Source organism: Caballeronia sp. DA-9, assembly GCF_051615025.1.
GTDB classification, from domain to species: Bacteria; Pseudomonadota; Gammaproteobacteria; order Burkholderiales; family Burkholderiaceae; genus Caballeronia; species Caballeronia sordidicola.
The window spans coordinates 1,178,540-1,199,463 of record NZ_CP195132.1 but is presented as its reverse complement, the minus strand read 5'-3'; the positions used below and the strand labels follow the sequence as shown (position 1 = coordinate 1,199,463).

The 20,924-nt window shown below is 61.5% G+C and carries 15 protein-coding genes; 5 read left to right on the top strand and 10 right to left on the bottom strand.

Translation table 11 applies throughout. From position 1 onward, the window contains the following. Positions 1 to 13 precede the first annotated feature (13 nt). Positions 14 to 4,162, top strand: a complete 4,149-nt coding sequence (locus ACRWA7_RS11820) for a molybdopterin-dependent oxidoreductase (protein WP_438392765.1) — start codon at positions 14 to 16, stop codon at positions 4,160 to 4,162. Between the two features lie 41 nt (positions 4,163 to 4,203). Here the strand turns inward: ACRWA7_RS11820 and ACRWA7_RS11815 are convergent, their stop codons facing one another. The 4 genes from ACRWA7_RS11815 to ACRWA7_RS11800 form a co-directional block, all read right to left on the bottom strand. After that, positions 4,204 to 4,929, bottom strand: coding sequence for a haloacid dehalogenase type II (locus ACRWA7_RS11815; protein ID WP_438391184.1), 726 nt, complete (start codon positions 4,927 to 4,929; stop codon positions 4,204 to 4,206). A gap of 70 nt (positions 4,930 to 4,999) precedes the next feature. Then, on the bottom strand, positions 5,000 to 6,472 hold the full coding sequence (locus tag ACRWA7_RS11810; protein ID WP_438391183.1) for an NAD-dependent succinate-semialdehyde dehydrogenase: 1,473 nt from the start codon (positions 6,470 to 6,472) through the stop codon (positions 5,000 to 5,002). Between the two features lie 226 nt (positions 6,473 to 6,698). Further along, positions 6,699 to 8,078 carry an MFS transporter gene (locus ACRWA7_RS11805; RefSeq protein WP_060818568.1) on the bottom strand — a complete coding sequence of 460 codons (1,380 nt, stop codon included), beginning with the start codon at positions 8,076 to 8,078 and terminating at the stop codon, positions 6,699 to 6,701. 62 nt (positions 8,079 to 8,140) lie between these two features. Then, positions 8,141 to 9,403 carry an amidohydrolase family protein gene (locus ACRWA7_RS11800; protein WP_438391182.1) on the bottom strand — a complete coding sequence of 421 codons (1,263 nt, stop codon included), beginning with the start codon at positions 9,401 to 9,403 and terminating at the stop codon, positions 8,141 to 8,143. 367 nt (positions 9,404 to 9,770) lie between these two features. Here ACRWA7_RS11800 and ACRWA7_RS11795 point away from each other — a divergent pair, with 367 nt between their 5' ends. Further along, positions 9,771 to 10,970, top strand: coding sequence for an acyl-CoA dehydrogenase family protein (locus ACRWA7_RS11795; protein WP_438392764.1), 1,200 nt, complete (start codon positions 9,771 to 9,773; stop codon positions 10,968 to 10,970). Between the two features lie 42 nt (positions 10,971 to 11,012). Here the strand turns inward: ACRWA7_RS11795 and ACRWA7_RS11790 are convergent, their stop codons facing one another. The 4 genes from ACRWA7_RS11790 to ACRWA7_RS11775 form a co-directional block, all read right to left on the bottom strand. After that, entirely contained in the window at positions 11,013 to 11,978 is a 966-nt protein-coding gene (locus ACRWA7_RS11790) for a glycosyltransferase family 2 protein (RefSeq protein WP_438391181.1), read from the bottom strand. Positions 11,979 to 12,118: 140 nt separating this feature from the next. After that, positions 12,119 to 12,949 carry an IclR family transcriptional regulator gene (locus tag ACRWA7_RS11785; protein WP_438391180.1) on the bottom strand — a complete coding sequence of 277 codons (831 nt, stop codon included), beginning with the start codon at positions 12,947 to 12,949 and terminating at the stop codon, positions 12,119 to 12,121. Between the two features lie 22 nt (positions 12,950 to 12,971). Next, positions 12,972 to 14,294 (bottom strand): MFS transporter, encoded by a 1,323-nt coding sequence (locus ACRWA7_RS11780; RefSeq protein ID WP_438391179.1) that lies wholly within the window; start codon positions 14,292 to 14,294, stop codon positions 12,972 to 12,974. A gap of 67 nt (positions 14,295 to 14,361) precedes the next feature. Further along, positions 14,362 to 15,132, bottom strand: coding sequence for an SDR family oxidoreductase (locus tag ACRWA7_RS11775; RefSeq protein ID WP_438391178.1), 771 nt, complete (start codon positions 15,130 to 15,132; stop codon positions 14,362 to 14,364). Positions 15,133 to 15,330: 198 nt separating this feature from the next. On the opposite strand from ACRWA7_RS11775, the gene selD reads away from it, so the two are divergent. Both selD and ACRWA7_RS11765 read left to right on the top strand, forming a co-directional pair. Then, on the top strand, positions 15,331 to 16,395 hold the full coding sequence (gene selD, locus ACRWA7_RS11770; protein WP_438391177.1) for a selenide, water dikinase SelD: 1,065 nt from the start codon (positions 15,331 to 15,333) through the stop codon (positions 16,393 to 16,395). 41 nt (positions 16,396 to 16,436) lie between these two features. Beyond that, positions 16,437 to 17,381 carry a cation diffusion facilitator family transporter gene (locus ACRWA7_RS11765; RefSeq protein WP_438391176.1) on the top strand — a complete coding sequence of 315 codons (945 nt, stop codon included), beginning with the start codon at positions 16,437 to 16,439 and terminating at the stop codon, positions 17,379 to 17,381. A 42-nt stretch (positions 17,382 to 17,423) separates the two neighbouring features. On the opposite strand, the gene ACRWA7_RS11760 is transcribed toward ACRWA7_RS11765, so the two are convergent. Then, the gene (locus tag ACRWA7_RS11760) at positions 17,424 to 17,717 is read right to left on the bottom strand and encodes a hypothetical protein (RefSeq protein WP_060818576.1); all 294 of its coding nucleotides are present in this window, start codon (positions 17,715 to 17,717) and stop codon (positions 17,424 to 17,426) included. 139 nt (positions 17,718 to 17,856) lie between these two features. Between ACRWA7_RS11760 and ACRWA7_RS11755 the strand changes: the two genes are divergently transcribed. Next, positions 17,857 to 20,517, top strand: a complete 2,661-nt coding sequence (locus ACRWA7_RS11755) for a mechanosensitive ion channel domain-containing protein (protein ID WP_438391175.1) — start codon at positions 17,857 to 17,859, stop codon at positions 20,515 to 20,517. On the opposite strand, the gene ACRWA7_RS11750 is transcribed toward ACRWA7_RS11755, so the two are convergent. Then, on the bottom strand, positions 20,442 to 20,822 hold the full coding sequence (locus ACRWA7_RS11750; protein WP_438391174.1) for a hypothetical protein: 381 nt from the start codon (positions 20,820 to 20,822) through the stop codon (positions 20,442 to 20,444). The two genes, ACRWA7_RS11755 and ACRWA7_RS11750, sit on opposite strands and share 76 nt — an antisense overlap. Between the last annotated feature and the right edge of the window lie 102 nt (positions 20,823 to 20,924).

Here is a 20,924-nt window from a genome sequence, read left to right as displayed (position 1 = left end):
GGCTTTGACCGATATGAACACCGGCAGCGTCAAGACCGTTTGCCCCTATTGCGGCGTTGGCTGCGGAATGGTCCTGCACGTCGAGGACGGGCAAGTGGTCAAGGTGTCGGGTGACAAGGAGCATCCCGCCAACTTCGGTCGGCTCTGCACCAAGGGGCAATCGGCGCATGTCGCGCTACGCCAATCGGGCCGGCTTGAAAGCGCGTTCATTCGCCACGCGCGCGGCCAGGACCCGGCTCCGTTGCCCATGACTCAGGCGCTGACCGATACCGCCCGCCGGCTACGCGCCATACTCGACGAACATGGCCCCGACGCGCTCTCGTTCTATGTGTCCGGCCAGATGTCGATAGAAGCGCAGTATCTCGTCAACAAGCTGGCGAAGGGGTTTGTTGGCACGAACAACATCGAGTCGAATTCGCGCCTTTGCATGGCGAGCGCGGGCAGCGGCTATAAGCTCTCGCTGGGCGCGGACGGACCGCCGGGTTCGTATCAGGACATCGATAAAACCAATCTGTTTTTCGTGATCGGCGCGAACATGGCGGACTGCCATCCCATCTTGTTCCTGCGCATGATGGATCGCGTGAAGGCGGGCGCGAAGCTGATCGTGGTCGATCCGCGCCGCAACGCCACCGCCGACAAAGCCGGCCTTTTCATGCAGATCAAGCCGGGCACGGACCTCGCGCTGCTCAATGGACTGCTGCATCTGCTGCACGAAAACGGGCATACGGATGCGGGTTTTATCCGTGAAGCAACGGAAGGCTGGGACGCGATGCCTGCCTTTCTCGCGGACTATACGCCGGAGAAAGTCGCCGCGATCACTGGTATTGCCGAAGCCGAGATTCGTCTCGCGGCGCAATGGATTGGCGAAGCGCCCGAATGGATGAGCTGCTGGACCATGGGGTTGAACCAGAGCACGCACGGCACGTGGAACACGAACGCGATCTGCAATCTTCATCTGGCGACGGGCAAGATCTGCCGTCCTGGCAGCGGACCGTTTTCGCTTACCGGCCAGCCCAACGCAATGGGCGGACGCGAGATGGGTTACATGGGCCCGGGGTTGCCTGGGCAGCGCTCTGTGCTGGTCGATGAAGACCGGAAGTTCATGGAGGATTTGTGGCGCATTCCCGAAGGCAGGCTCAAGACATCGTTAGGGAAGGGCACCATCGACATGTTCTCGCGTATGGCCGCGGGCGACATCAAGGCGTGCTGGATCATCTGCACCAATCCGGTGGCGAGCGTCGCAAATCGCCAGACCGTGATAGCGGGATTGCAGGCGGCGGAACTCGTCATCACGCAGGACGCCTTCCTCGATACCGAGACCAACCGATACGCCGACGTCCTGCTGCCCGGCGCGCTATGGGCCGAAGCCGAAGGCGTGATGATCAACTCCGAGCGCAACATGACGCTCACGCAAAAGGCCATCGAACCGCCGGGCGCGGCCATGCCCGATTGGCGGATCGTGGCGGAAGTGGCGTGCGAAATGGGTTTCGCCGATGCATTCAGCTATGCGTCGGCGGAAGAGGTTTTTGCGGAGATCGTGCGCACGTCCAATCCAAAAACCGGCTACGACCTTCGCGGCGCGAGCCATGAAAGGCTGCGCGAGACGCCGCTGCAATGGCCCATTGCGCGAGATGGTGCGTCCGACCGCAATCCTCTCCGGTACATCAATGACGGCGTGAATCAGACGCTGAAGGAGCAGCCAGACGGCAGCCGTCCACGACTGGTTTTCCCGACCGCCAGCGGCAAGGCCGTGTTTCTAGCCCGTCCGCATGGTCAGCCTGCGGAGATGCCCGACGCGGAGCATCCCATCGTGCTGAACACGGGGCGCTTGCAGCATCAGTGGCACACCATGACGAAGACCGGCAAGGTCGCAATGCTCAACAAGCTGAACCCGAATCCATTCGTTGAGATTCATCCGGAAGACGCGGCGGCGCTTGGCATTGAAACGAAGGATTCCGTCGAGATCAGGTCGCGTCGTGGCCGCGCCGTGTTGCCGGCGGTCGTGACGGACCGGGTGCGCGCCGGCAACTGCTTTGCGCCCATGCATTGGAACGATGTGTATGGCGATGATCTGTGCATCAACGCCGTGACCAACGATGCGACCGATCCGATTTCGCAGCAGCCCGAATTCAAGTTTTGCGCGGTTACGCTCAGTCGCGTGACGCCCGAGCCCGGCACGGCCATATCCGATGATACGCATGATGAATCCGCCGCCGATCACGCGGCCGTCACTCAGGAACTGGACATGTCCCGCATAGATGCGCTCTCCACATTGCTCGGCATTCCAGAGACGCCGCCACCCCAATTAAGCGATGCAGAACGTTTATACGCCGCCGGTTTCATGAGCGGTTTGCATTCGAATGAAGGCCGTGCGGCTCCCGGTGTTCCGGTACTTCCCGCCAGCGCGCCGTTTGCTCCGGCGACCCGTCTATGGTTCGACGGCCTGCTTGCCGGCATGTTCAGCCGCGCCGAAGCGGCCGCTGCGACGTTGACTTCTGTTCAACAAGCGGGGCATGAATCAGGCGTACGTATTGTCAGGGCGCGGCCGAAGGTCACGTTGCTGTGGGCATCGCAGACGGGAAACATCGAGTCGTTGACCGAGCGCTATGCCACGCAACTGATGGAGTCCGGCTTCGAAATCCGTACTTCGTGCATGGCTGACTACGCGGTATCGGGTCTCGCCAATGCGCAATATGTGTTGCTCATGACGAGCACGTTCGGCGACGGCGATGCGCCCGACAACGGCCAGGCTTTCTGGACGGGTCTGCAGGCCGAGCATGCGCCACGTCTCGACAATGTCCATTACGCGGTGCTCGCGTTCGGCGATCGCAACTACGATGCATTCTGCGGTCATGGCCGCAAGCTCGATGCGCGCATGCTCGAGCGCGGCGCGAAACGGCTGGCCGATCGCGTGGATTGCGACACCGAATATCAAGCCGCCGCCGACGCATGGATCGAGCGAATCGTCGCGCGTATCAAGGAAGAAGACGAAGCGCTGCATGCCGTTTCCGCCAACGGAATGATTCCCGCGGTGCTGCCGGGAACGGCTGCGTCGAAGGCACATCCGGCTGCGTCGCGGCTGGTGAAGAACGTGCGGCTTAACAAGCAGGGCGCGACGAAGGATACGCGCTACTTCTCGCTTGCAAAGGATTTGGGCCTTGAATATGAGGCTGGCGATGCATTGGGCGTCTGGCCAAGCAACTGTCCTGAACTGGTCGATGAACTCATTGGCCTGAGCCATCTTTCGGCGGACGCGCTGGTCACAGTAGCGGGCGCTGGCGAGATGCGTCTTGCCGATGCGCTCGGCAAGCATTACGAAATCGCCCGTCCGAGCGCTGACGCATTGGCGTTTATCGCGGCGCGCGCGGAGAACGGCGCGCTAAGGGAGATGCTCGGAGACGATCGCAAGGTGGATCTCAAGAAGTGGCTCTGGGGCCAGCAGTTGGCGGACGTCTTGCATGAGTTTCCGGTCAGGCTTTCCGCGAGCGAATTGACCGGGATGTTGAAGCGCATGCAGCCGCGTTTGTATTCGATTGCATCGAGCCCCAAGGCGCATGCAAACGAAATTCACCTGACCGTTTCGGCGGTTCGGTACAACAATGGGCGGCGGCATCGCAAGGGTGTGTCGTCGACATTCCTCGCCGATCGAGCGACCGACGCCAATGTTCCTGTGTTCGTGCAGAAGTCGGCGCATTTCCGGCTTCCACGCAACGGCGATGCACCCATGATCATGGTCGGCCCCGGCACGGGGGTGGCGCCATTTCGTGGTTTCCTGCATGAGCGCGAAGCGCGCGGCGATACGGGCCGCAACTGGCTGTTCTTTGGCGAGCAGCATGCGGCCACGGATTATTACTACGGCGATGAACTCGACGAGATGCGCCGCAAGGGATTGCTGAACCGTCTTGACCTTGCGTTTTCACGCGATCAGGCCGACAAGATTTATGTGCAGGACCGCATGCGCGAGCATGGTGCGCAGTTGTGGGCGTGGCTTGAATCTGGCGCGTATTTCTATGTTTGCGGCGACGCGAGCCGCATGGCGAAGGATGTCGATGCCGCGTTGAAATCCATTGTTGCTCAGGCGGGCGGAATGAGCGAGGACAAGGCCCACGAATACGTAAGCCGCATGGTCAAGGAAAAGCGCTACGTGCGCGATGTTTATTGAGCGGGGATGGCCCGCGACCAACATCGCGCACTAAAACCACTTCAAGCCTTGGCCAGTGCTTCGCGATGCGCCTGTGCTAGCTCCGCCATGCTTTTGAACTTGAAATCGACTTGAGGCTGTTCGCCTGGATTCATCGTTGCCCCAAAGCCCTGCTGCGCATGCCGCCGATAAATCCAGCACGACGCCAGTCCAAACGTATTCGCTGGCTTGTGGTCATGAAACAGGCTTTCCGCAGTATGAAGAATGGCGTTCTTTTGAATTTCCATCCCGCTGAGCTTGTCCAGCATGTACTCGAAATTGCGTGGCGACGGCTTGTACGAACCCACGTCCTCGGCGGTAATCACGGCGTCGAACGTGACATCGAGCTTTGCATTGCTATGGGCGAAGCTTTCGTTGTCGACGTTGGACAGAATCACCAGCTTGAAATGCTGCTTCAGGTATTGCAGCGATTGTGCCGAGTCTTCGAACGCGGGCCAGTGTTGAACAGACTGCCCGTAAGTGACGCACTCTTCGCGTGTCACGGGGACATTCCATTCCTCGGCGATCCGCTTGTACACAATGGGAAGCAGGTCGCGATACCGCATTGCGGGCGTATAAAGCTGTTGCGACGATTCGTGGCGCGCGTGTGCTTCGAGTGCGGCGTCGCGGGTAAGCGGGTGGCTCGCGCGCTCGATCAGCGGCTGCAAGCCCTTCATGATTCCGCTTTCCCAGTCGATGAGCGTGCCGTAGCAGTCGAACGTGAGCGCCTTGTAGTCGGTGAGTTTCACAATGATCCTTGCCGGTTGGGAACTCCGGGTATTTTATCGCGTGCGCAAACCGGCGCTCATGCCGAACGCATCAGTCCAGTCCGCCCTGGCAAACGTACTTGATCGAGAGGTAGTCATCGAGGCCGTACTTCGAGCCTTCGCGGCCATATCCCGATTCCTTGACGCCGCCAAACGGCGCGGCTTCGCTCGCAAGGGCGCCTTCGTTGACGCCGACAATACCCGCTTCCAATGCACGCGACACGCGGTCGATCCGCTTTACGTCCTGGCTATAAAAATACGATGCGAGCCCGAACGGTGTGTCGTTAGCGGCCTTGACTGCTTCGGCTTCGTCCTCAAAACGAAAGAGCGGGACGACGGGACCAAAGGTCTCTTCTGAACACAGCAGCATGTCCGCTGTCGCATCCGAAATAACGGTCGGCGCGAAATAATTGGGCCCGAGTTCAGGCAGGCGCTTGCCGCCGGCGAGAATGCGCGCGCCGTGTGACGTTGCATCGTCAACGTGACGTGCGATCTTGTCGAGTGCGCGGGAATTGATCATCGGGCCGATCTGCGCGGACGGATCAGAAGCCGGCGCGACCTTGAGTTGTCCGACGCGTTGACTCAGCAGTTCAGCAAACTTTGCATAGACGCCCGACTGCACATAGACACGATTCGGACATACGCACGTTTGTCCGCCATTGCGGAACTTCGCCGCGAGCAGGCCGGCGACGGCGGCGTCGAGATCGGCGTCATCGAAGACAATAAACGGCGCATTGCCGCCGAGTTCAAGCGACAGCTTCTTCAGCGTATTCGCGGATTCTCGCGCGAGGTATTTTCCAACGGGCGTCGAGCCCGTGAACGTGATCTTGCGCACGCGGGCATCTTCGAGCCAGTCGCCGACCGCGGGCACGGCTTTTTCTCGCGATGCCGTGATCACGTTCAACACGCCCGGCGGCACGCCTGCCTCGTGCGCCAGCAGCGCGAGCGCCAGCGCTGTCAACGGCGTATCTTCAGCGGGCTTGGCCACGACCGTGCATCCGGCGGCCAGCGCCGGCGCAATCTTGCGCGCGATCATGGCAAGCGGGAAGTTCCATGGCGTGATCGCGGCGACAATGCCAATGGGTTCCTTCACGGCCGTCATGCGCTTGCCGCGTTGCTGCTGCGGAATGATGTCGCCATAGATGCGCGTGGCTTCGTCGGCGAACCATGCGACATAGGACGCGCCATACGCGACTTCGCCCTGGCCTTCTGCCAACGGCTTGCCTTGTTCGAGCGAGATGAGCGCTCCCAGGTCGTCCTGATGCGCGAGCATCAGCGCGTTCCACTTGTGGAGAATGGCGGCGCGTTCCTTGGGCAGCAAGTCGCGCCACGCGGGCAGCGCGCGCGCCGCGGCGTCCGTGGCCGCGTGCGCATCGTCGGGACCGCTGTCCGCGACTTCGGTAATGCGTTCGCCCGTTGCCGGATCGGTGACGGCGAAGCGCTCACCGCTTGAAGCGGCAAGCCATTGCCCATCGATGAAATTCTTGGAACAGATCAGTTCCTTCCGTTCGAGAACGAGCGCCATGAGAAAGTCCTTTGATTGTGCGGCCCGGCGTGCGCAATGAGCTTGGGATCAGTGTAAGACGCCGGGAGAGGGTTTGTATAAACGCCAATGCTAAGTCCAATCGCGCTCAAGGCCATCCTATGAGTCGCAGTATTAAAGCGGGGATTCATCCATCTAAAAATAGGCCTGGCTTGATAGCGGGGCCACTTGCTGAAGAACGGTCCCAAGAGCGCAGGAACGTGCCGCGCTAACCACGCAATTGTGCGGCCGCGATGTCTTCGAGCGAACGGCCACGCGTTTGCACGCCCATCAGCACGACTGCCAGTGCGCCGACTCCCAGCACAAATGTTGTTGCGCCGAACACGCCGCCGAAGCCGAGGATGGGATACACATAGCCGACCAGGATCGGCGCCGCGATCGCCCCAAGCCGTCCGATGGACGAGGCCATGCCCGCGCCCGTCGCGCGCACGTCGGTGGGGAACACTTCCGGCGTATAGGCATAGACGCCCGCGTATGTGCCGTTCATGAAGAACGATAACAGCACGCCGGACGCCATGATGCCGGCATCGCTTCGCGTAAGCGCGAGGCCCAGCGCCGAGATGCCGCCAAGAACCATGTACGAGGCGATCGTTGCTTGCCGTCCGATTTTCTCATTGAGCCACGCGCCGGAAAAATACCCCGGAATCTGCGCGATATAGATCACCAGCGAATACGAGAAGCTGCGCGTGATCGTCATGCCGTTCTGCACGAGCAAACTTGGAATCCATGTGAAGAATGCGTAGTAGCTGAAGGTGATCGAGAGCCACATGAGCCACGTCATGGCCGTGATGCGCGCGAGCTTGCGCGACCATAGCGCCTTTACGTTCGCGAGCGCGGATGCGCGTTGCGCGGCGATGGGTACGGCGGGATCGGCGGCCGGATCGGTTTCGGGCAGCGGCTCGAGTTCGACACCCGCGGCCGTCAACTCGGCTTCCGCTCGTGCCACGATCGCCTCGGCTTCGTCATGTCGTCCGCGCGCGACGAGCCAGCGCGGCGACTCGGGCAACGCGCGCCGCCACCAGAGCAACATCACAATAGGCATTGCCGTGATCACCATTACCCAGCGCCATGCATTGGGCGAAAGGGGAATCACGAGATAACCGAGCAACGCAGCCGCCACGAAACCGAACGAGAAGAAGCCCGCGAGGCTGCCGGTAAACGCACCGCGATACCGCCGCGCCACGAACTCCGACAAGAACGGCGCCACGATCGCGCTTTCCGCGCCCGTGCCCAGTCCGGCGACAATCCGCGTCGCGAGGAAAAACGGCCAGTCGTGCGCAACGGCGCTCGCGAGCGACGCAATGCAATAGATCACGAGCGCATACATCATCACGCGCTTGCGGCCGATCAGGTCGCCGAGAATTCCGGCCAGCATCGCACCCAGAAAATAGCCGATGAACGTGCCGCTGCCGAGCACGCCGGTTTGCACGCTGGAGAGCGCCCACTCCTTGCGCAAGACCGGCAGCAGGAACGCGAGAACAGCCGCGTCCATGGCGTCGAACGTGTAGCCGAGACCGCCCATCAGGAGCAGCCTGCGATGAAACGATGAGAACGGCATACGCTCGATACGGGCGGAAATCGTCGACATGCTTGCATGCCCTCACTGGCAGAAGTGCGGTTGGGTTTTGGGTTCGTGCCAAGGGTTTTGAATCAGGCGCGTTCGAGTTCGTCGAAATGGATATGACCGCCTTTCATCACGAATGGAATGTGCTCGCCCTGGCCCAGCAGGCAATCGACGGACTTCAGCGGATCGCCGTTGACCACAAGCACGTCGGCGAATGCACCCGGCGTGATGCGGCCAAGCTTGCCGTTCATGCCGAGCACTTCCGCGCCGACCAGCGTGGCGCTTGCTATTGCTTCCGCTGGCGAAAGAACCTCGGCGCGCAGCCGGAATTCATCGCTTTGCATGTGCTGCGCTTCGCCAAGCAGATCCGTGCCGAATCCCATGCGCACGCCCGCACGCTTCATGATTTCAAGCGACCGCAAGCCAGCCTGATGGACATCGGCCACTTTCGCGAGGCTCGCCTCGGGCAAGCCGTACTGGCCGCCCACGCTTGCGAGCGCTTCATAGGTGACGAGCGTGGGCACCACGAACGCATCGTGTTCCACAATGATCTGCGCGGTTTTCTCATCGATAAGATTGCCATGCTCGATGGTTCGCACACCGCACCGCACGGCGCGGGAAATAGCCTCGGGCGTGTAAGCATGCGCGAGCACGTAGGTCTGGCGGCCGCGTGCCTCGGCGACGATTGCGCGGATCTCGTCTTCGGAGTAACCCCATGCGCCGACGGGATCGGTTGGCGACGCCACGCCGCCCGAGGCCATGATCTTGATCTGGTCCGCGCCCATCTGCAATTCTTCGCGCACCGCGCGGCGCACTTCGTCGACGCCATCCGCCACGCGCCCGAGTGCGCCAACACGCACGCAACAGCCGCACGGCGCGTCGGGCGGCATGTAGTCCGTGCGCGTGCGCATGTCGCCGTGACCGCCTGTCTGGCTCAGCGCGCGGCCGGACACGAACATGCGCGGACCTTCCGCAAGTCCTGCCTCGACCGCCTGTTTGAACGGGTAGCCTGCGCCGCCTGCATCGCGGATCGTGGTGAAGCCTCGCCGCAGCATGGCGCGCATCAGCGGCACGGCGCGCAGCGTAACGAGGACGTTGGGCAGCGTCGCGACCCGCGGCAGGTTGAACTCCACGGCAATGACGTGAACATGCAAGTCGATCAACCCCGGCATCAGCGTGCGGCCTTTCAGATCGATCACGCGCGCGCTATTCGATTTGATGGGTTGATCGGAGACTTCCTTGATCAATCCGTTTTCCACGAGCACCTCGTGGCCGGTGAGAAGCTCGGCCTGCGTTGGGTCCAGCAGCGAGCCGTTGCGAAATAACACGGACGTATTGACTGACGTCATTCTCGATTCTCCATGGACATTGAACCTGGCCGCGTGAGCTGCTCAAGGCCGACGCGCCGCGTTGCACGGTGAACAAACTATACGCCGCACGTGGATATTCGTGCCATGTACAGATGCGATGAAAATTTCCGGAGGGGCAGAAAGAGGGGATTACGATTCACCGGCGTTGCATTGAACGCGGCGGGTTTGACGCGGCAAAGCGGACGCTCATCGAGGACGCCGGACGTGCAATCCCAATGCAAAAAAGCGCTTCGACACCGTGCTTGTCACTATGGTTCAAGTGCGTGGCATTAGGGCATCATTGAAACAGCCCACGTCATGCGGTCCCGGATCATCGAGCTTGAAAAGAGGAATACTCATGAGCAGCATGGAAGTTGTACGGACGGAACGCGCCCGCGAAATTGCATCGCGTGTTGAAGCTTTTGTACGCACAGTCGTCGTTCCGTACGAACGGGACGCACGCTGCGGCAGCCATGGACCGAGCGAGGAACTCGTGCGCGAACTGCGCGGCAAGGCGCGTGCCGCGGGCGTTCTCACGCCGCACATCCTGGCCGGCGGCGGCCATCTCACGCAACTGGAAACAGCAACGGTCCTCAAATGTTCAGGCTTGTCGCCGCTTGGGCCCGTAGCGGTGAACACAGCCGCCCCTGACGAAGGCAACATGCTCCTGATCGGGAAGATAGGCACCGACGCGCAGAAGGCGCGCTTCCTGGCGCCGCTGGTTGCGGGCGATGCGCGCTCGGCGTTCTTCATGACCGAGCCAGCGGCCGATGGCGGCGCAGGCTCCGATCCATCAATGCTCAAGACTTCCGCCCGTCGCGATGGAAACCACTGGATCATCGATGGAACAAAGGCGTTCATCACGGGTGCAGAAGGCGCATCGGTCGGCATTGTGATGGCGCGCAGCAACGCGGGCGATTACGGCGACAAGGTGAAGGCCACCATGTTCCTGGTCGACCTTCCGAATCCGGCCATACGTCTTGAACGCATTCTCGACACCATCGACAGTTCCATGCCGGGCGGCCACGCGGTCGTGCGTATCGAGGGGCTGCGCGTCCCGGACGATCAGGTATTGGGCGAAGTCCATGAGGGGTTCAAGTATGCACAGGTACGCCTGTCTCCGGCACGTCTGTCGCATTGCATGCGCTGGCATGGGGCGGCCACGCGCGCGCACGAGATCGCGACGCAATACGCGTGTACGCGCCAGGCATTCGGCAAATTGCTGATCGATCACGAAGGCGTTGGTTTCATGCTGGCCGAGAACGCGATCGACCTGCAGCAGGCGGAATTGATGATCGACTGGTGTGCAGCCGTGCTCGATGGCGGGTCGCTCGGAACATCGGAGAGTTCGATGGCGAAAGTCGCGGTGGCCGACGCGCTGTTTCGCGTCGCCGATCGCTGCGTGCAGGTCATGGGTGGCACGGGCGTGTCGCGGGATACGATCGTGGAGCAAGTGTTTCGCGAGATCCGCGCGTTCCGCATTTACGACGGTCCCACGGAAGTACACAAGTGGTCGCTTGCGAAAAAGCTCAAGCGTGACGCACTTGCGGGTTTGCAAACGGATTAGCTCGGGACGCGCGATCCAAAGACGAAACGCGTTGAGAACGTCTCAACCGTTTTGCGTGCTGCTCTTGAGATTTCCCGTAGCCGTCAGTCCTTTCAGAACCAGCATCAAATGGAAATAAAGACGTTTGTTAAGTCCGTAGTTATAGGCGTACAAATGCGAAAGCGCGATGCCAAGCGCCGGTGCCGGTTGATGATTGCGCGCATAAACAGACACGACAATCGGCACGATGCGCTTGAGCGCGAGTCTGCGCGCCGGCTCGAGGCTCCGGTCCAATGTCAATGACTTGAGGAAGTCATAGGCAAGCACGGCTGCCGCGGTGGTTGACCGCGCGGTGGTTCTTGACATCGATACATCCGTCTTGCGGTAGAACGAAACGTATTCCTTGAGGTAATAAACCTGCCTGGCTGCAATGCAGATCTGCGCGCCGAACACATACTCGCAGCCAATGCCGTATTGCTTTCTATAGCTGATTTTCTTGACCAGGTCCGCGTTCGCGAGCCAGCCGTTATTGGGCATCATTTGAATCAGGCCGGTTCGGCCCGGATCGGGCTGCAGTCCAGCCACCGCGTCCGTGCGATGGTAGTCCGTGTTGAGCTTGCGGCTGGCTTCAATGTCGACCACGCCCTTGTCGTCCATCTGATATTGATCGCCGAACGCGATCTCAAGATCCGGGTAGATATTCCACGCCGACAGCAAGCGTTCTATGCAGTCGGTCTTGAGTGCGTCGTCGTCGTGTATCAGCAGGATCTTGTCGCCGGTCGCGCGTTCGAAGAGGCTGGCAATGTTATCGGCCTGCCCGAGCGCGGGCTCGTTTCTCACGTAGATCACGCGCGATTCATGCAGATAGGTCGAATCGATCAGCGCCTGCGTGCGGTGATCCGACGAATCGTCGCCAATCAATATCTCGATGTTCTCGTGCGTCTGTGCAAGGCACGACGCGAGCGACTCCATCAGCAACTCGGGCCGGTTGCACGTCGGCAGGCATATGGATATTTTCGTCGTTCTCATGATGTCGCCACCGGGGCAAGGGTTGCTGGGTACGACTTTTATACGGAGGGCGATTTTTTTCGTCAACGCGATTAAATCCAGACAAGGCGCGAACGATTTATTTTATTTTTTACCCTGCAATCGCTTAAAAGCGGATGCGCTCATTGCCCGTCGAGGTTGTATCCGCTAAAGCCCATCAAACCCGACAGCCGCGACGCCATGTCTCCGACCATCCGGCATACGTCGTCGAATTCCGGGTTGAGTTTTTGATCGATGCGTTCAAGATAAGGCACGTTCACCGCGGCGATCGCATCGCCGTTGCTGCCTATTACCGGGAACGCGACATTCGTCACGCCGCGCATTTGCCGGCTGGGCACGATCTCGTGACCGGCGGCACGGATTTCATCGAGCAGGGCAAGCAGCGCCGCCGGCTCCACGTCGTTCTCGCCCTCCACGCGCGTATGCGCGGCGAGCATGCGCTCGCGCTCTTCCGGGTCGCGGAACGCCATCAGCACGTGGCCCGACGAGGTATCGGTGAGCCCCATGACCGCGCCGACCTTCAGGCCGAACGACCATCGCTCGGGGCTGTCCACCTGCGCGATCACCGCCACGCGTCCGCTGTGATAAATCGATAAATGGCACGACTGCCGCGTGACGTTCGCAAGGTCGCGCAGCAACGGCAGCGCCATGGCGGTCAGCGAGCGGATGGGCTGCTGCCTGTGCGCCATTTCAAAGAGCTTGAGCGTGAGCGTATAGCGGTCGTTGTGGTCGCCTTGTACATAACCACGCCGCTCCAGCGTCACGACCATGCGAAAAATCTCGCTGACGGTGCGGCCGAGTTTCACCGAGAGTTCGTTGAGCGTATAGCCTTCGGCGGTATCGACCAGGACATCGAGGATATCGAGTCCTTTTTCGAGCGCGGGGGCCGCGTAACGCGGGCTTTCGGCGGTATCGGCGGATGTGTTCTTGGATGGCTTCAGGACGGTATTCATGGCGATCAAAAATTGAATGAACTCAAAGCGCCCGATCCCGGTTGGCAATACGCGCGGGCAAGCCAAACAGGATCAGCAGCGCGGCGAGGATCAGCACGGCGGCAATGGCGTAGAGACCGCCCGACGTGGCGCCGGTGATATCCACCACCTTGCCGACCAGATACGGGCTGATGATGCCGCCCAGGTTGCCAATGGAGTTGATCAGCGCAATGCCGCCCGCCGCCGCCGTGCCGCTGAGAAACGCGGGCGGCAAGGTCCAGAACACGGGCAGGCAGCCGATCGCACCCACGGAGGCGATCACGAGCGAGATCATGGCAAGCGTGGTGTCGTGCGCAAAGTACGCGCTCAACGCGTAGCCGATACCGCCCACGGCCACCGCCAGCCCGAGATGCCAGCGGCGCTCGCCGCTGCGGTCCGAGCTTTTCCCCAGCGCAACCATGCCGATACCCGCGGCCGCGTAGGGAATCGCGGTCAGGAGGCCGATGCTCATCGGACTTGTAATGCCTGTGTTCTTGATGAGTTGCGGCATCCAGAACGTGAGGCCGTACAGGCCCATCAGCATGAAGAGATAAATGAGCGAAAGCAGCAGGGTGCCGGGCTGGCGCATTGCATCGGCGAATTTGTGCGAAGTGCCTTTGTCTTCACGATCGATATTCGCCTGCAGCACGGCCTTTTCCTCGGCGCTCAGCCACTTCGCGTGGCCGATGCGGTCATCGAGAATCGCGAGCACGAGGAGGCCGAGCAGCGCCGTCGGCAGGCCTTCGAGCAGGAACAGCCATTGCCATCCGGCGAGTCCGAGTGCGCCCGCGAAGCGCGTCATGATGAAGCCCGACAACGGGCCGCCGATCACGCCGGAAATCGATATCGATGTCATGAAAAGCGCGTTGATCCGCGCGCGCCGCTTGGCCGGAAACCAGTACGTGAAGTACAGGATGATGCCTGGCAGGAACCCGGCTTCCGTCGCGCCGATCACGAAGCGCAGCACATAGAACCACGTCTCCGATTTAACGAACATCATCGCGGCCGATGCAATGCCCCACGAGATCATGATCCGCGCAATCCAGACGCGCGCGCCGACGCGGCTGAGTATCAGGTTGCTCGGGATCTCGAAGATGAAATAGCCCACGAAGAAGATGCTCGCGCCGAATCCGTAGGCGGCGTTGGACAGGCCGAGATCGCCCTGCATCTGGAGCTTGGCGAAGCTGATGTTGACGCGGTCGAAGTACGCGAAGATGAAGCAGACGATCAGCAGCGGCACGATCCGCCACACGGCTTTCCGGTACGCGTTTTCTTCGAGCGCGCTCGCGTGGTCCGCGCTTCCGGCGAGTGGAATAGATCCCGGCATGGGCGCTCTCCTGACAGGTGTGATTGTTGTGTTGTTATTCAGACACGCGCGCAGACAGGCTCGCGGCTCAGTTCGACCAGCCGCCGTCGATCATGTGGATCGTGCCAGTGGTGAAGGCGGATTCGTCGGAGGCGAGGTAGGTGACCAGCGCCGCGACTTCCTCGGCACGCCCAACGCGCCCGATGGGCTGGCGCGCGACAAACGCCGCGCGCACTTTTTCTTCGTCCACATTGGAAGCCGCGGCCTGCGTCGCGATACGGCCACGCAGCGACGGCGACTCGATGGTCCCCGGACAGATTGCGTTGCACCGGATCGCCTGGCCGACGAAATCGGCGGCGACGGATTTCGTGAGGCCAATCACCGCCGCCTTCGACGCGCCGTACGCAAAGCGGTTCGGCACGCCTTTCACGCTCGACGCCGCCGACGCCATGTTGATGATCGACGCGCCCTTGCCCGCGTCCAGCATGCCCGGCAAATACGCGCGGATAGTCCGGTACATGGCCTTGACGTTCAGATCGAAGCTGAAATCCCAGTCCTTGTCGTCGCATTTCAAAATGTTGCCGTCGGCCACGTAGCCGGCGCAGTTGAACAGCACGTCGATGGGCCCCGTCTTCGCGGCGAACCCGGTGATATCGGCGGCGTCCAGAACGTTCAGGCGCGCAGTGCGCAAGGTCGAACCTTCGCCCGCGTCACGCGCGAGATCGGCGAGCGCTTCTTCATTGATATCCGTGGCCCAGACCGTCGCGCCTTCAGCCGCCAGCATGAGCGCCGAGGCCCGTCCAATACCGTTTCCAGCCGCCGTCACCACCACATTCTTGCCTTCGACCCGCTTGACCATTGCTGCTCCTTTCACGTTGTCAGGTTGCATCGAACGAGATATGCCATTCAATTTGCACGGCAATTTTCACATATGAAAATGTTTTTTATAAGTGAAGGTAAACGCGAAGTAGGATGATTTCAGGTCGAATCCGCGTTCCCGCCAATCGTCAACACGCACCATAATGTCGTTCGCACGCCACTTAGCCGGACTCTCCGAATGACCGAAATCAAGCTGAATTCCAATCCGTCGCCCCGCCTGACTAGCCTTTCCCACGGCGGCGGTTGCGGCTGCAAGATCGCGCCGGGCCTGCTCGCCGACCTGCTCAAGCGCAGCACGCCAATGGCGCTGTTCCCCGATTTGCTGGTAGGCAACGACACCGCCGACGACGCGGCGGTGTACCGGTTGAATGACGAACAGGCGATCGTCGCGACCACCGACTTTTTCATGCCGATCGTCGACGACCCGTACGATTTCGGCCGCATCGCCGCGACCAATGCGCTTTCCGACGTCTACGCCATGGGCGGCAAACCTATCCTCGCGCTTGCGCTCGTTGGCATGCCGATCAACGTCTTGCCGCACGATGTAATCGCGGCGGTGCTCAAGGGCGGCGAATCCATTTGCGCCGAAGCGGGCATTCCGGTGGCGGGCGGCCATTCCATCGATTCGGTCGAGCCTATCTATGGTCTGGCTGCAATCGGGCTGGTGCATCCGAAGCGCGTGAAACGCAACGCGGCCGCGCGTGCGGGCGACGTACTGATTCTCGGCAAGCCGCTGGGCGTGGGGGTTTTGTCGGCAGCCCTGAAAAAGGATCAACTCGATACCGCTGGTTACGCCGCCATGATCGCCGCCACGACCAAGCTGAACCGTCCGGGCGCGGAGCTCGCCGCGCTCGACGGCGTGCATGCGTTGACGGACGTGACCGGCTTCGGCCTGCTCGGCCACGCGCTCGAACTCAGCCGAGGCGCGAGACTGACCGCGCGGATCCGTTTCAACGATCTGCCGTGGCTGCCCGGCGTCGAGGCATTTGCCAAAGCGGGCGTCATCACGGGTGCATCGGGACGCAACTGGGCGGCTTATGGCAAGGACATCGTGCTTGCGTCGTCATTACACGATGTGGCACAGGCCCTGCTTACCGATCCGCAGACTTCGGGCGGCCTGTTGGTTTCGTGCGCGCCCGAAGCGGTCGACGAAGTCCTCGCCATTTTCCGCGCGGACGGCTTTGACGAAGCGGCGGTAATCGGTGAAATGGTCGATGGCGAGAGCCGCGTCGAAGTGGTCTGAATCAACGATTCCACCATGCTTGAACATTCACCGGGAGCCCGATGAAAGAAGAATCGCCGAAGGCCATCTTTTATGCGCTCGCCGCCAACTTCGGCATTGCCGTGTGCAAGTTCGGCGCGGCGGCGTTTACAGGTTCAGGTTCCATGTTCGCGGAGGCGATTCATTCGACCGCCGACTGCGGCAATCAACTCCTGCTGCTGTTTGGCCTGAAGCGCTCGCAGGCGCCCGCCGACGTATTGCATCCGCTCGGTTCCGGCCGCGAGATTTACTTCTATTCCATGCTGGTTGCGTTGCTGCTGTTTTTTGTCGGCGGTGCGTTCTCGGTTTATGAAGGCGTGCACCGGATCGCGGTGCACGAACCGGTCACGAATCCAATCGTCGCGCTGGTCGTGCTCGGCATTTCCGTGGTGCTCGAAGCGTTTTCGTTGTCCGGCGCGTTGAAAGAAATCCGCAAGACATCCGGCAACAAATCGCTCTGGCGATGGTTCCGGGAAACGCGCGAATCGGAATTGATCGTGGTGACCGGCGAGGACGTTGCGGCGCTCGCGGGTCTTGCCATCGCGTTCTGCGCCGTGCTGATGACCATGATCACCGGCAACTCTGCTTACGATGCCGCCGGTTCCATCGGCGTGGGTGTATTGCTGATGGTGATCGCGTACCTGGTGGCGCGCGAAGTGAAGTCGATGATCGTTGGCGAATCGGCAAGTCCGGAAGTGCGCCGGGCTATCGATGCGCATTTGCGGGCGCGTCCGGAAATCGTTCGCGTGCTCAACCTGATTACGCTGCAGTGGGGCAAGCAGATCGTGGTCGCGGTGCAGGCGGAGATGGTGGAATACGAAAGCGGACGCGCAATGGTCGACGCAATCAACGTGATTGAAGAGGATCTGCAGCGTACATTTCCGGAAGCGCGCTGGGTATTTTTCGAGCCGGATGTTGCGCGCGTGCCGGACGGCAAAGCCACAGCCGGTCCTGACGCGTTCCACTAAACTGACTGCAAGCCAGGATTGCCGAACGCGTGACGTCGGGCGTCAGGGCAAATGTGCCGGTGGCCGGTCGTGATGTGGTCGGGGAGTATCGGGCGTGGCGGGCAATTCGGTATTGCCGCTCGCCGGAAGTTGTGTGGTGCCTTCGTCCGTTGTCATGATATCGACAGGCTGTGTGACCGATGCCGCCAGGGGCGTGTTGGACCTGGAAACCCGTTCCGTGGTGGAAGTCCTTGCGGCGAAAGCCCGCCCGGGCGCGAGAAGTGCTATCAGCAGTCCGGCCGCGGCAAGCACGGCGGCCGTAGAAATCCTGAAAATTTGCTGGGTCTGGACGCGCATGCGTGAGGTCCGGTGGTTTTGATCAGACCTTTCATGCACGAAGCATTCCAGCTTGTACAGTGATGACCGCAGTCCCAATCGTGCTCGTGGCCGAGCGCATCCGTTGCGGAATCCCTAACAGAGTTCCTCGTCCCCGCCTATGCGCAAAATTGTTCTCTCCGCTTCCTTTCTTTTCGCGTTTGTCCTGAACAGCGCGTTTGTTTCCCCTGCAATTGCGGCGTCCGGTTCCGCTGCAGCCAAATCGCCTGCCAGCGCGTCGTCGGCGTCATCGGTTGCCTTGACGCCGGAACAGGCGCGCAACGCGCTCGCCGTGCTCAACGATCCCGCGCGACGCGGCCAGGTCGAAGACACACTACGCGCCGTCGCGGCCGCGGGCGCGCTCGCCACGCCCGCGCAGGCAGTGCCGGCGAGCGCTGCCGCAGCGTCCGCGGCCTCGGCGGCGAGCGGTGCATCGGGCGCTGCGGGCGTGCTGGCGAATTCGCTGACAAGCAACGGGCTTGCGTCGCAGATAACCCATCAGGCCAGCAACTGGCTGGTGGAAATGAGCGGTGGCTTGCGCCGGTCGGTGACAGCGCTGCTCGACTACGGTTCCGTGACCCAGTGGTGGCGCCAGCGCACCGCAACCGAAAGCGGGCGCGCACTCGTCGGCGAGGTGTTCTGGGCCATTGCCATTTCGCTGTTGCCTGCGCTGCTGCTCGAATTCCTGAGCACGCGGCTCGTGCGCCGGCCGCGTGCGCGCATCGCGGCGCGGGGTATTGTCGATGTCGATGACACGCAGCCCGAGCTCAAGAAGGACGAACGCTCCGCTGCACAGGCCGAAGCCGTGGCGGAACGTTCGGGTAACGAGGTTGCCATCGAAATTGCCGGACGCAAGGCCGATACCGCCCGTGGCGTGCGCCACGCCGCGCGTCACTGGACCTTGTTGCAGCGCCTGCCGAGCGCCATTTTGCACAGCTTGCTTGCCGTGCTGCCGCTGGTCGTCTTCACCATCGCGGCGGCTGTGCTGATGTCCATTTTTATCGATGAAGGCACGCCTCAGGGCCGTTCGGTCGGCGCGCTGGTCGACGTTTATCTGATTTGCCGCGGCATTGTGATCGCAAGCGGGTTCTTCTTTGCGCCGCGTGCTCCGGGCCTGCGCCTGATTCAAATGAGCGATGAATCGGCGGCTTTCGCGCATCGCTGGCTGGTCGCCATTGTTTCGGTCACGGGCGCGGGCATTGCGTTTGCCGAAGGCGCCGAGCCGCTGGGATTGACCAACGTGGCTCACGATTCGATCGTCAAGGCGGTCGCGCTGGTCGCTCACGTGCTGGTTGCCATTGTGATCCTGAAGTGCCGTGCGCCGGTTGCAGCCTGGATTCGCGATAGCATGCGCGGACACCGTTCGTTTGTGTTGCTCGGCAACTGGGCCGCCGACATGTGGGCCGTCATTGCCGTGTTCCTGGTGATGGCGCTGTGGTTCGTCTGGGCGCTCGATGTGCGCAATGGTTATCGGACGCTGTTCCATCTTCTGGGCGTGTCCCTGCTCGTGATCGTCGCCGCGCGCGTGATCGCGATCGTGGTGTTCGGCGCGCTCGGCAGGATCTTTCATGCGGTGGCCGAGGCGCAGGATCAGGCAACGAGGTCGATCGCTCATCAGCATGCGTATCGCTACTATCCGCTGCTGCGTAGCATCTTGCGGGCATTGATCATCGTGGGCCTTGTCCTCACGTTGCTGGAGGTCTGGGGCCTGCATGTATTCGCACTCTTTTCGTCGGGCGGCGTCGGTCACCGGCTGGCATCGGCGCTGATCACCATTGCCGTTGCGGCAGTATTCGCCGTGGTGGTGTGGGAAGGCGCGAATGTGCTCGTGGAACAGCGGCTCGAACGGTGGACCGCGAGCGGCGACCGCTTGCGCGCGGCGCGCCTGCAAACGTTGCTGCCCATGATGCGCACCGCGCTTTTCATCGTGATCGCGATGGTGGTGGTCATGACCGGCCTGAGCGAGATCGGCGTGAACACCGCCCCCTTGCTCGCGAGCGCGAGTATCTTCGGCGTGGCGCTCGGCTTCGGTTCGCAAAAACTCGTGCAGGACCTGATTACCGGCATCTTCCTCCTGATGGAGAACGCCATGCAGGTCGGCGACTCCGTCACGCTCGCGGGCGTCTCGGGAACGGTGGAGTATTTGTCGATTCGAACCGTGCGTCTGCGCGGCGGCGACGGATCCCTCTTTACCGTGCCGTTCAGCTCGGTGTCGACCGTGAACAACACGAATCGCGGCATCGGCAATGCGGCCGTGCGCGTGAGCATTGCGATGGGCCAGGATATTGGTCTGGCATCGGATACGCTCAAGGAAATCGGCGCGTCCTTGCGCGACGACGATGCATTCAAGGACGGCATTCTCTCGGACTTCAGCCTCTGGGGCGTGGACGCCGTCGATGGTTCGACGGTCACGCTCGCGGGCCAGATCCAATGCCGCGATACCGCGCGATGGGGCGTGCAGCGCGAATTCAACCGGCGCATTGTGGATCGCTTTGCGCAGCAGGGTATCGAGATTGCCAATCCGCAGCGTAACTTCGTGATTTTCAACAACGCGCGAGGCGATCAGGCCGAGCAGGCGAAGTCGGGCGACGGCGTTGAGGTGTTGAACTCGCCTGCGCCGGCTTCAGAGCATACGGGGCGCGATGCCCCGCGGTCCGATCCGTATAACGACGCCGCAGTCGATAGCGAAGAAACCGGCGAAACCAGTCAGCGGGGCGCACGCACCAGCACGGGCGAGCCTTCGAACTCGCCGCCCGATCGCTCGAAGCCAAGCCGCTCATAAAACGCCTCGAGCGCCGCGCCATCCGGCGCTGCATGATCCGCCGAAAGGGCCTTTAACCCTTGCCCTTTCGCCGTCAATGGCCTCGGCACCAGCGACAGCATCACGCCATGCCTGTCAGCGAGCGCGACCAGCCGCTCCATGGCCGCGCGCGCATGCCCGCGATGATGCTCCCCTTCCGACCACAGCGCTTCGAGCGCAACGGCGCAGTCGCCATTCGGCTCGAGCCACATCTCGATGTCTTGCCGTTCTTCCACATGGCTTGCATGGAACGCATCGATCATTCTTGAAGCCGCGGTGTCGTGCATAAAGACCCTCAAACGGGTGGAGGATATCCGGCAGGGTAGTGCGTACCAGACATCAGCGGGGCGCCGATGGAAGGTATTCGCGGAACATCGCCGGCATTGTTT

Excerpts from the sequence above, each read along its gene's own strand:
- ACRWA7_RS11755 (WP_438391175.1), top strand. The coding sequence starts at position 17,857 with ATGCGCAAAATTGTTCTCTCCGCTTCCTTTCTTTTCGCGTTTGTCCTG.
- ACRWA7_RS11775 (WP_438391178.1), bottom strand. The coding sequence starts at position 15,132 with ATGGTCAAGCGGGTCGAAGGCAAGAATGTGGTGGTGACGGCGGCTGGA.
- ACRWA7_RS11810 (WP_438391183.1), bottom strand. The coding sequence starts at position 6,472 with ATGGCGCTCGTTCTCGAACGGAAGGAACTGATCTGTTCCAAGAATTTC.
- ACRWA7_RS11790 (WP_438391181.1), bottom strand. The coding sequence starts at position 11,978 with ATGAGAACGACGAAAATATCCATATGCCTGCCGACGTGCAACCGGCCC.
- ACRWA7_RS11795 (WP_438392764.1), top strand. The coding sequence starts at position 9,771 with ATGGAAGTTGTACGGACGGAACGCGCCCGCGAAATTGCATCGCGTGTT.
- ACRWA7_RS11805 (WP_060818568.1), bottom strand. The coding sequence starts at position 8,078 with ATGTCGACGATTTCCGCCCGTATCGAGCGTATGCCGTTCTCATCGTTT.
- ACRWA7_RS11800 (WP_438391182.1), bottom strand. The coding sequence starts at position 9,403 with ATGACGTCAGTCAATACGTCCGTGTTATTTCGCAACGGCTCGCTGCTG.
- selD (WP_438391177.1), top strand. The coding sequence starts at position 15,331 with ATGACCGAAATCAAGCTGAATTCCAATCCGTCGCCCCGCCTGACTAGC.
- ACRWA7_RS11760 (WP_060818576.1), bottom strand. The coding sequence starts at position 17,717 with ATGCGCGTCCAGACCCAGCAAATTTTCAGGATTTCTACGGCCGCCGTG.
- ACRWA7_RS11750 (WP_438391174.1), bottom strand. The coding sequence starts at position 20,822 with ATGCACGACACCGCGGCTTCAAGAATGATCGATGCGTTCCATGCAAGC.
- ACRWA7_RS11820 (WP_438392765.1), top strand. The coding sequence starts at position 14 with ATGAACACCGGCAGCGTCAAGACCGTTTGCCCCTATTGCGGCGTTGGC.
- ACRWA7_RS11780 (WP_438391179.1), bottom strand. The coding sequence starts at position 14,294 with ATGCCGGGATCTATTCCACTCGCCGGAAGCGCGGACCACGCGAGCGCG.
- ACRWA7_RS11765 (WP_438391176.1), top strand. The coding sequence starts at position 16,437 with ATGAAAGAAGAATCGCCGAAGGCCATCTTTTATGCGCTCGCCGCCAAC.
- ACRWA7_RS11785 (WP_438391180.1), bottom strand. The coding sequence starts at position 12,949 with ATGAATACCGTCCTGAAGCCATCCAAGAACACATCCGCCGATACCGCC.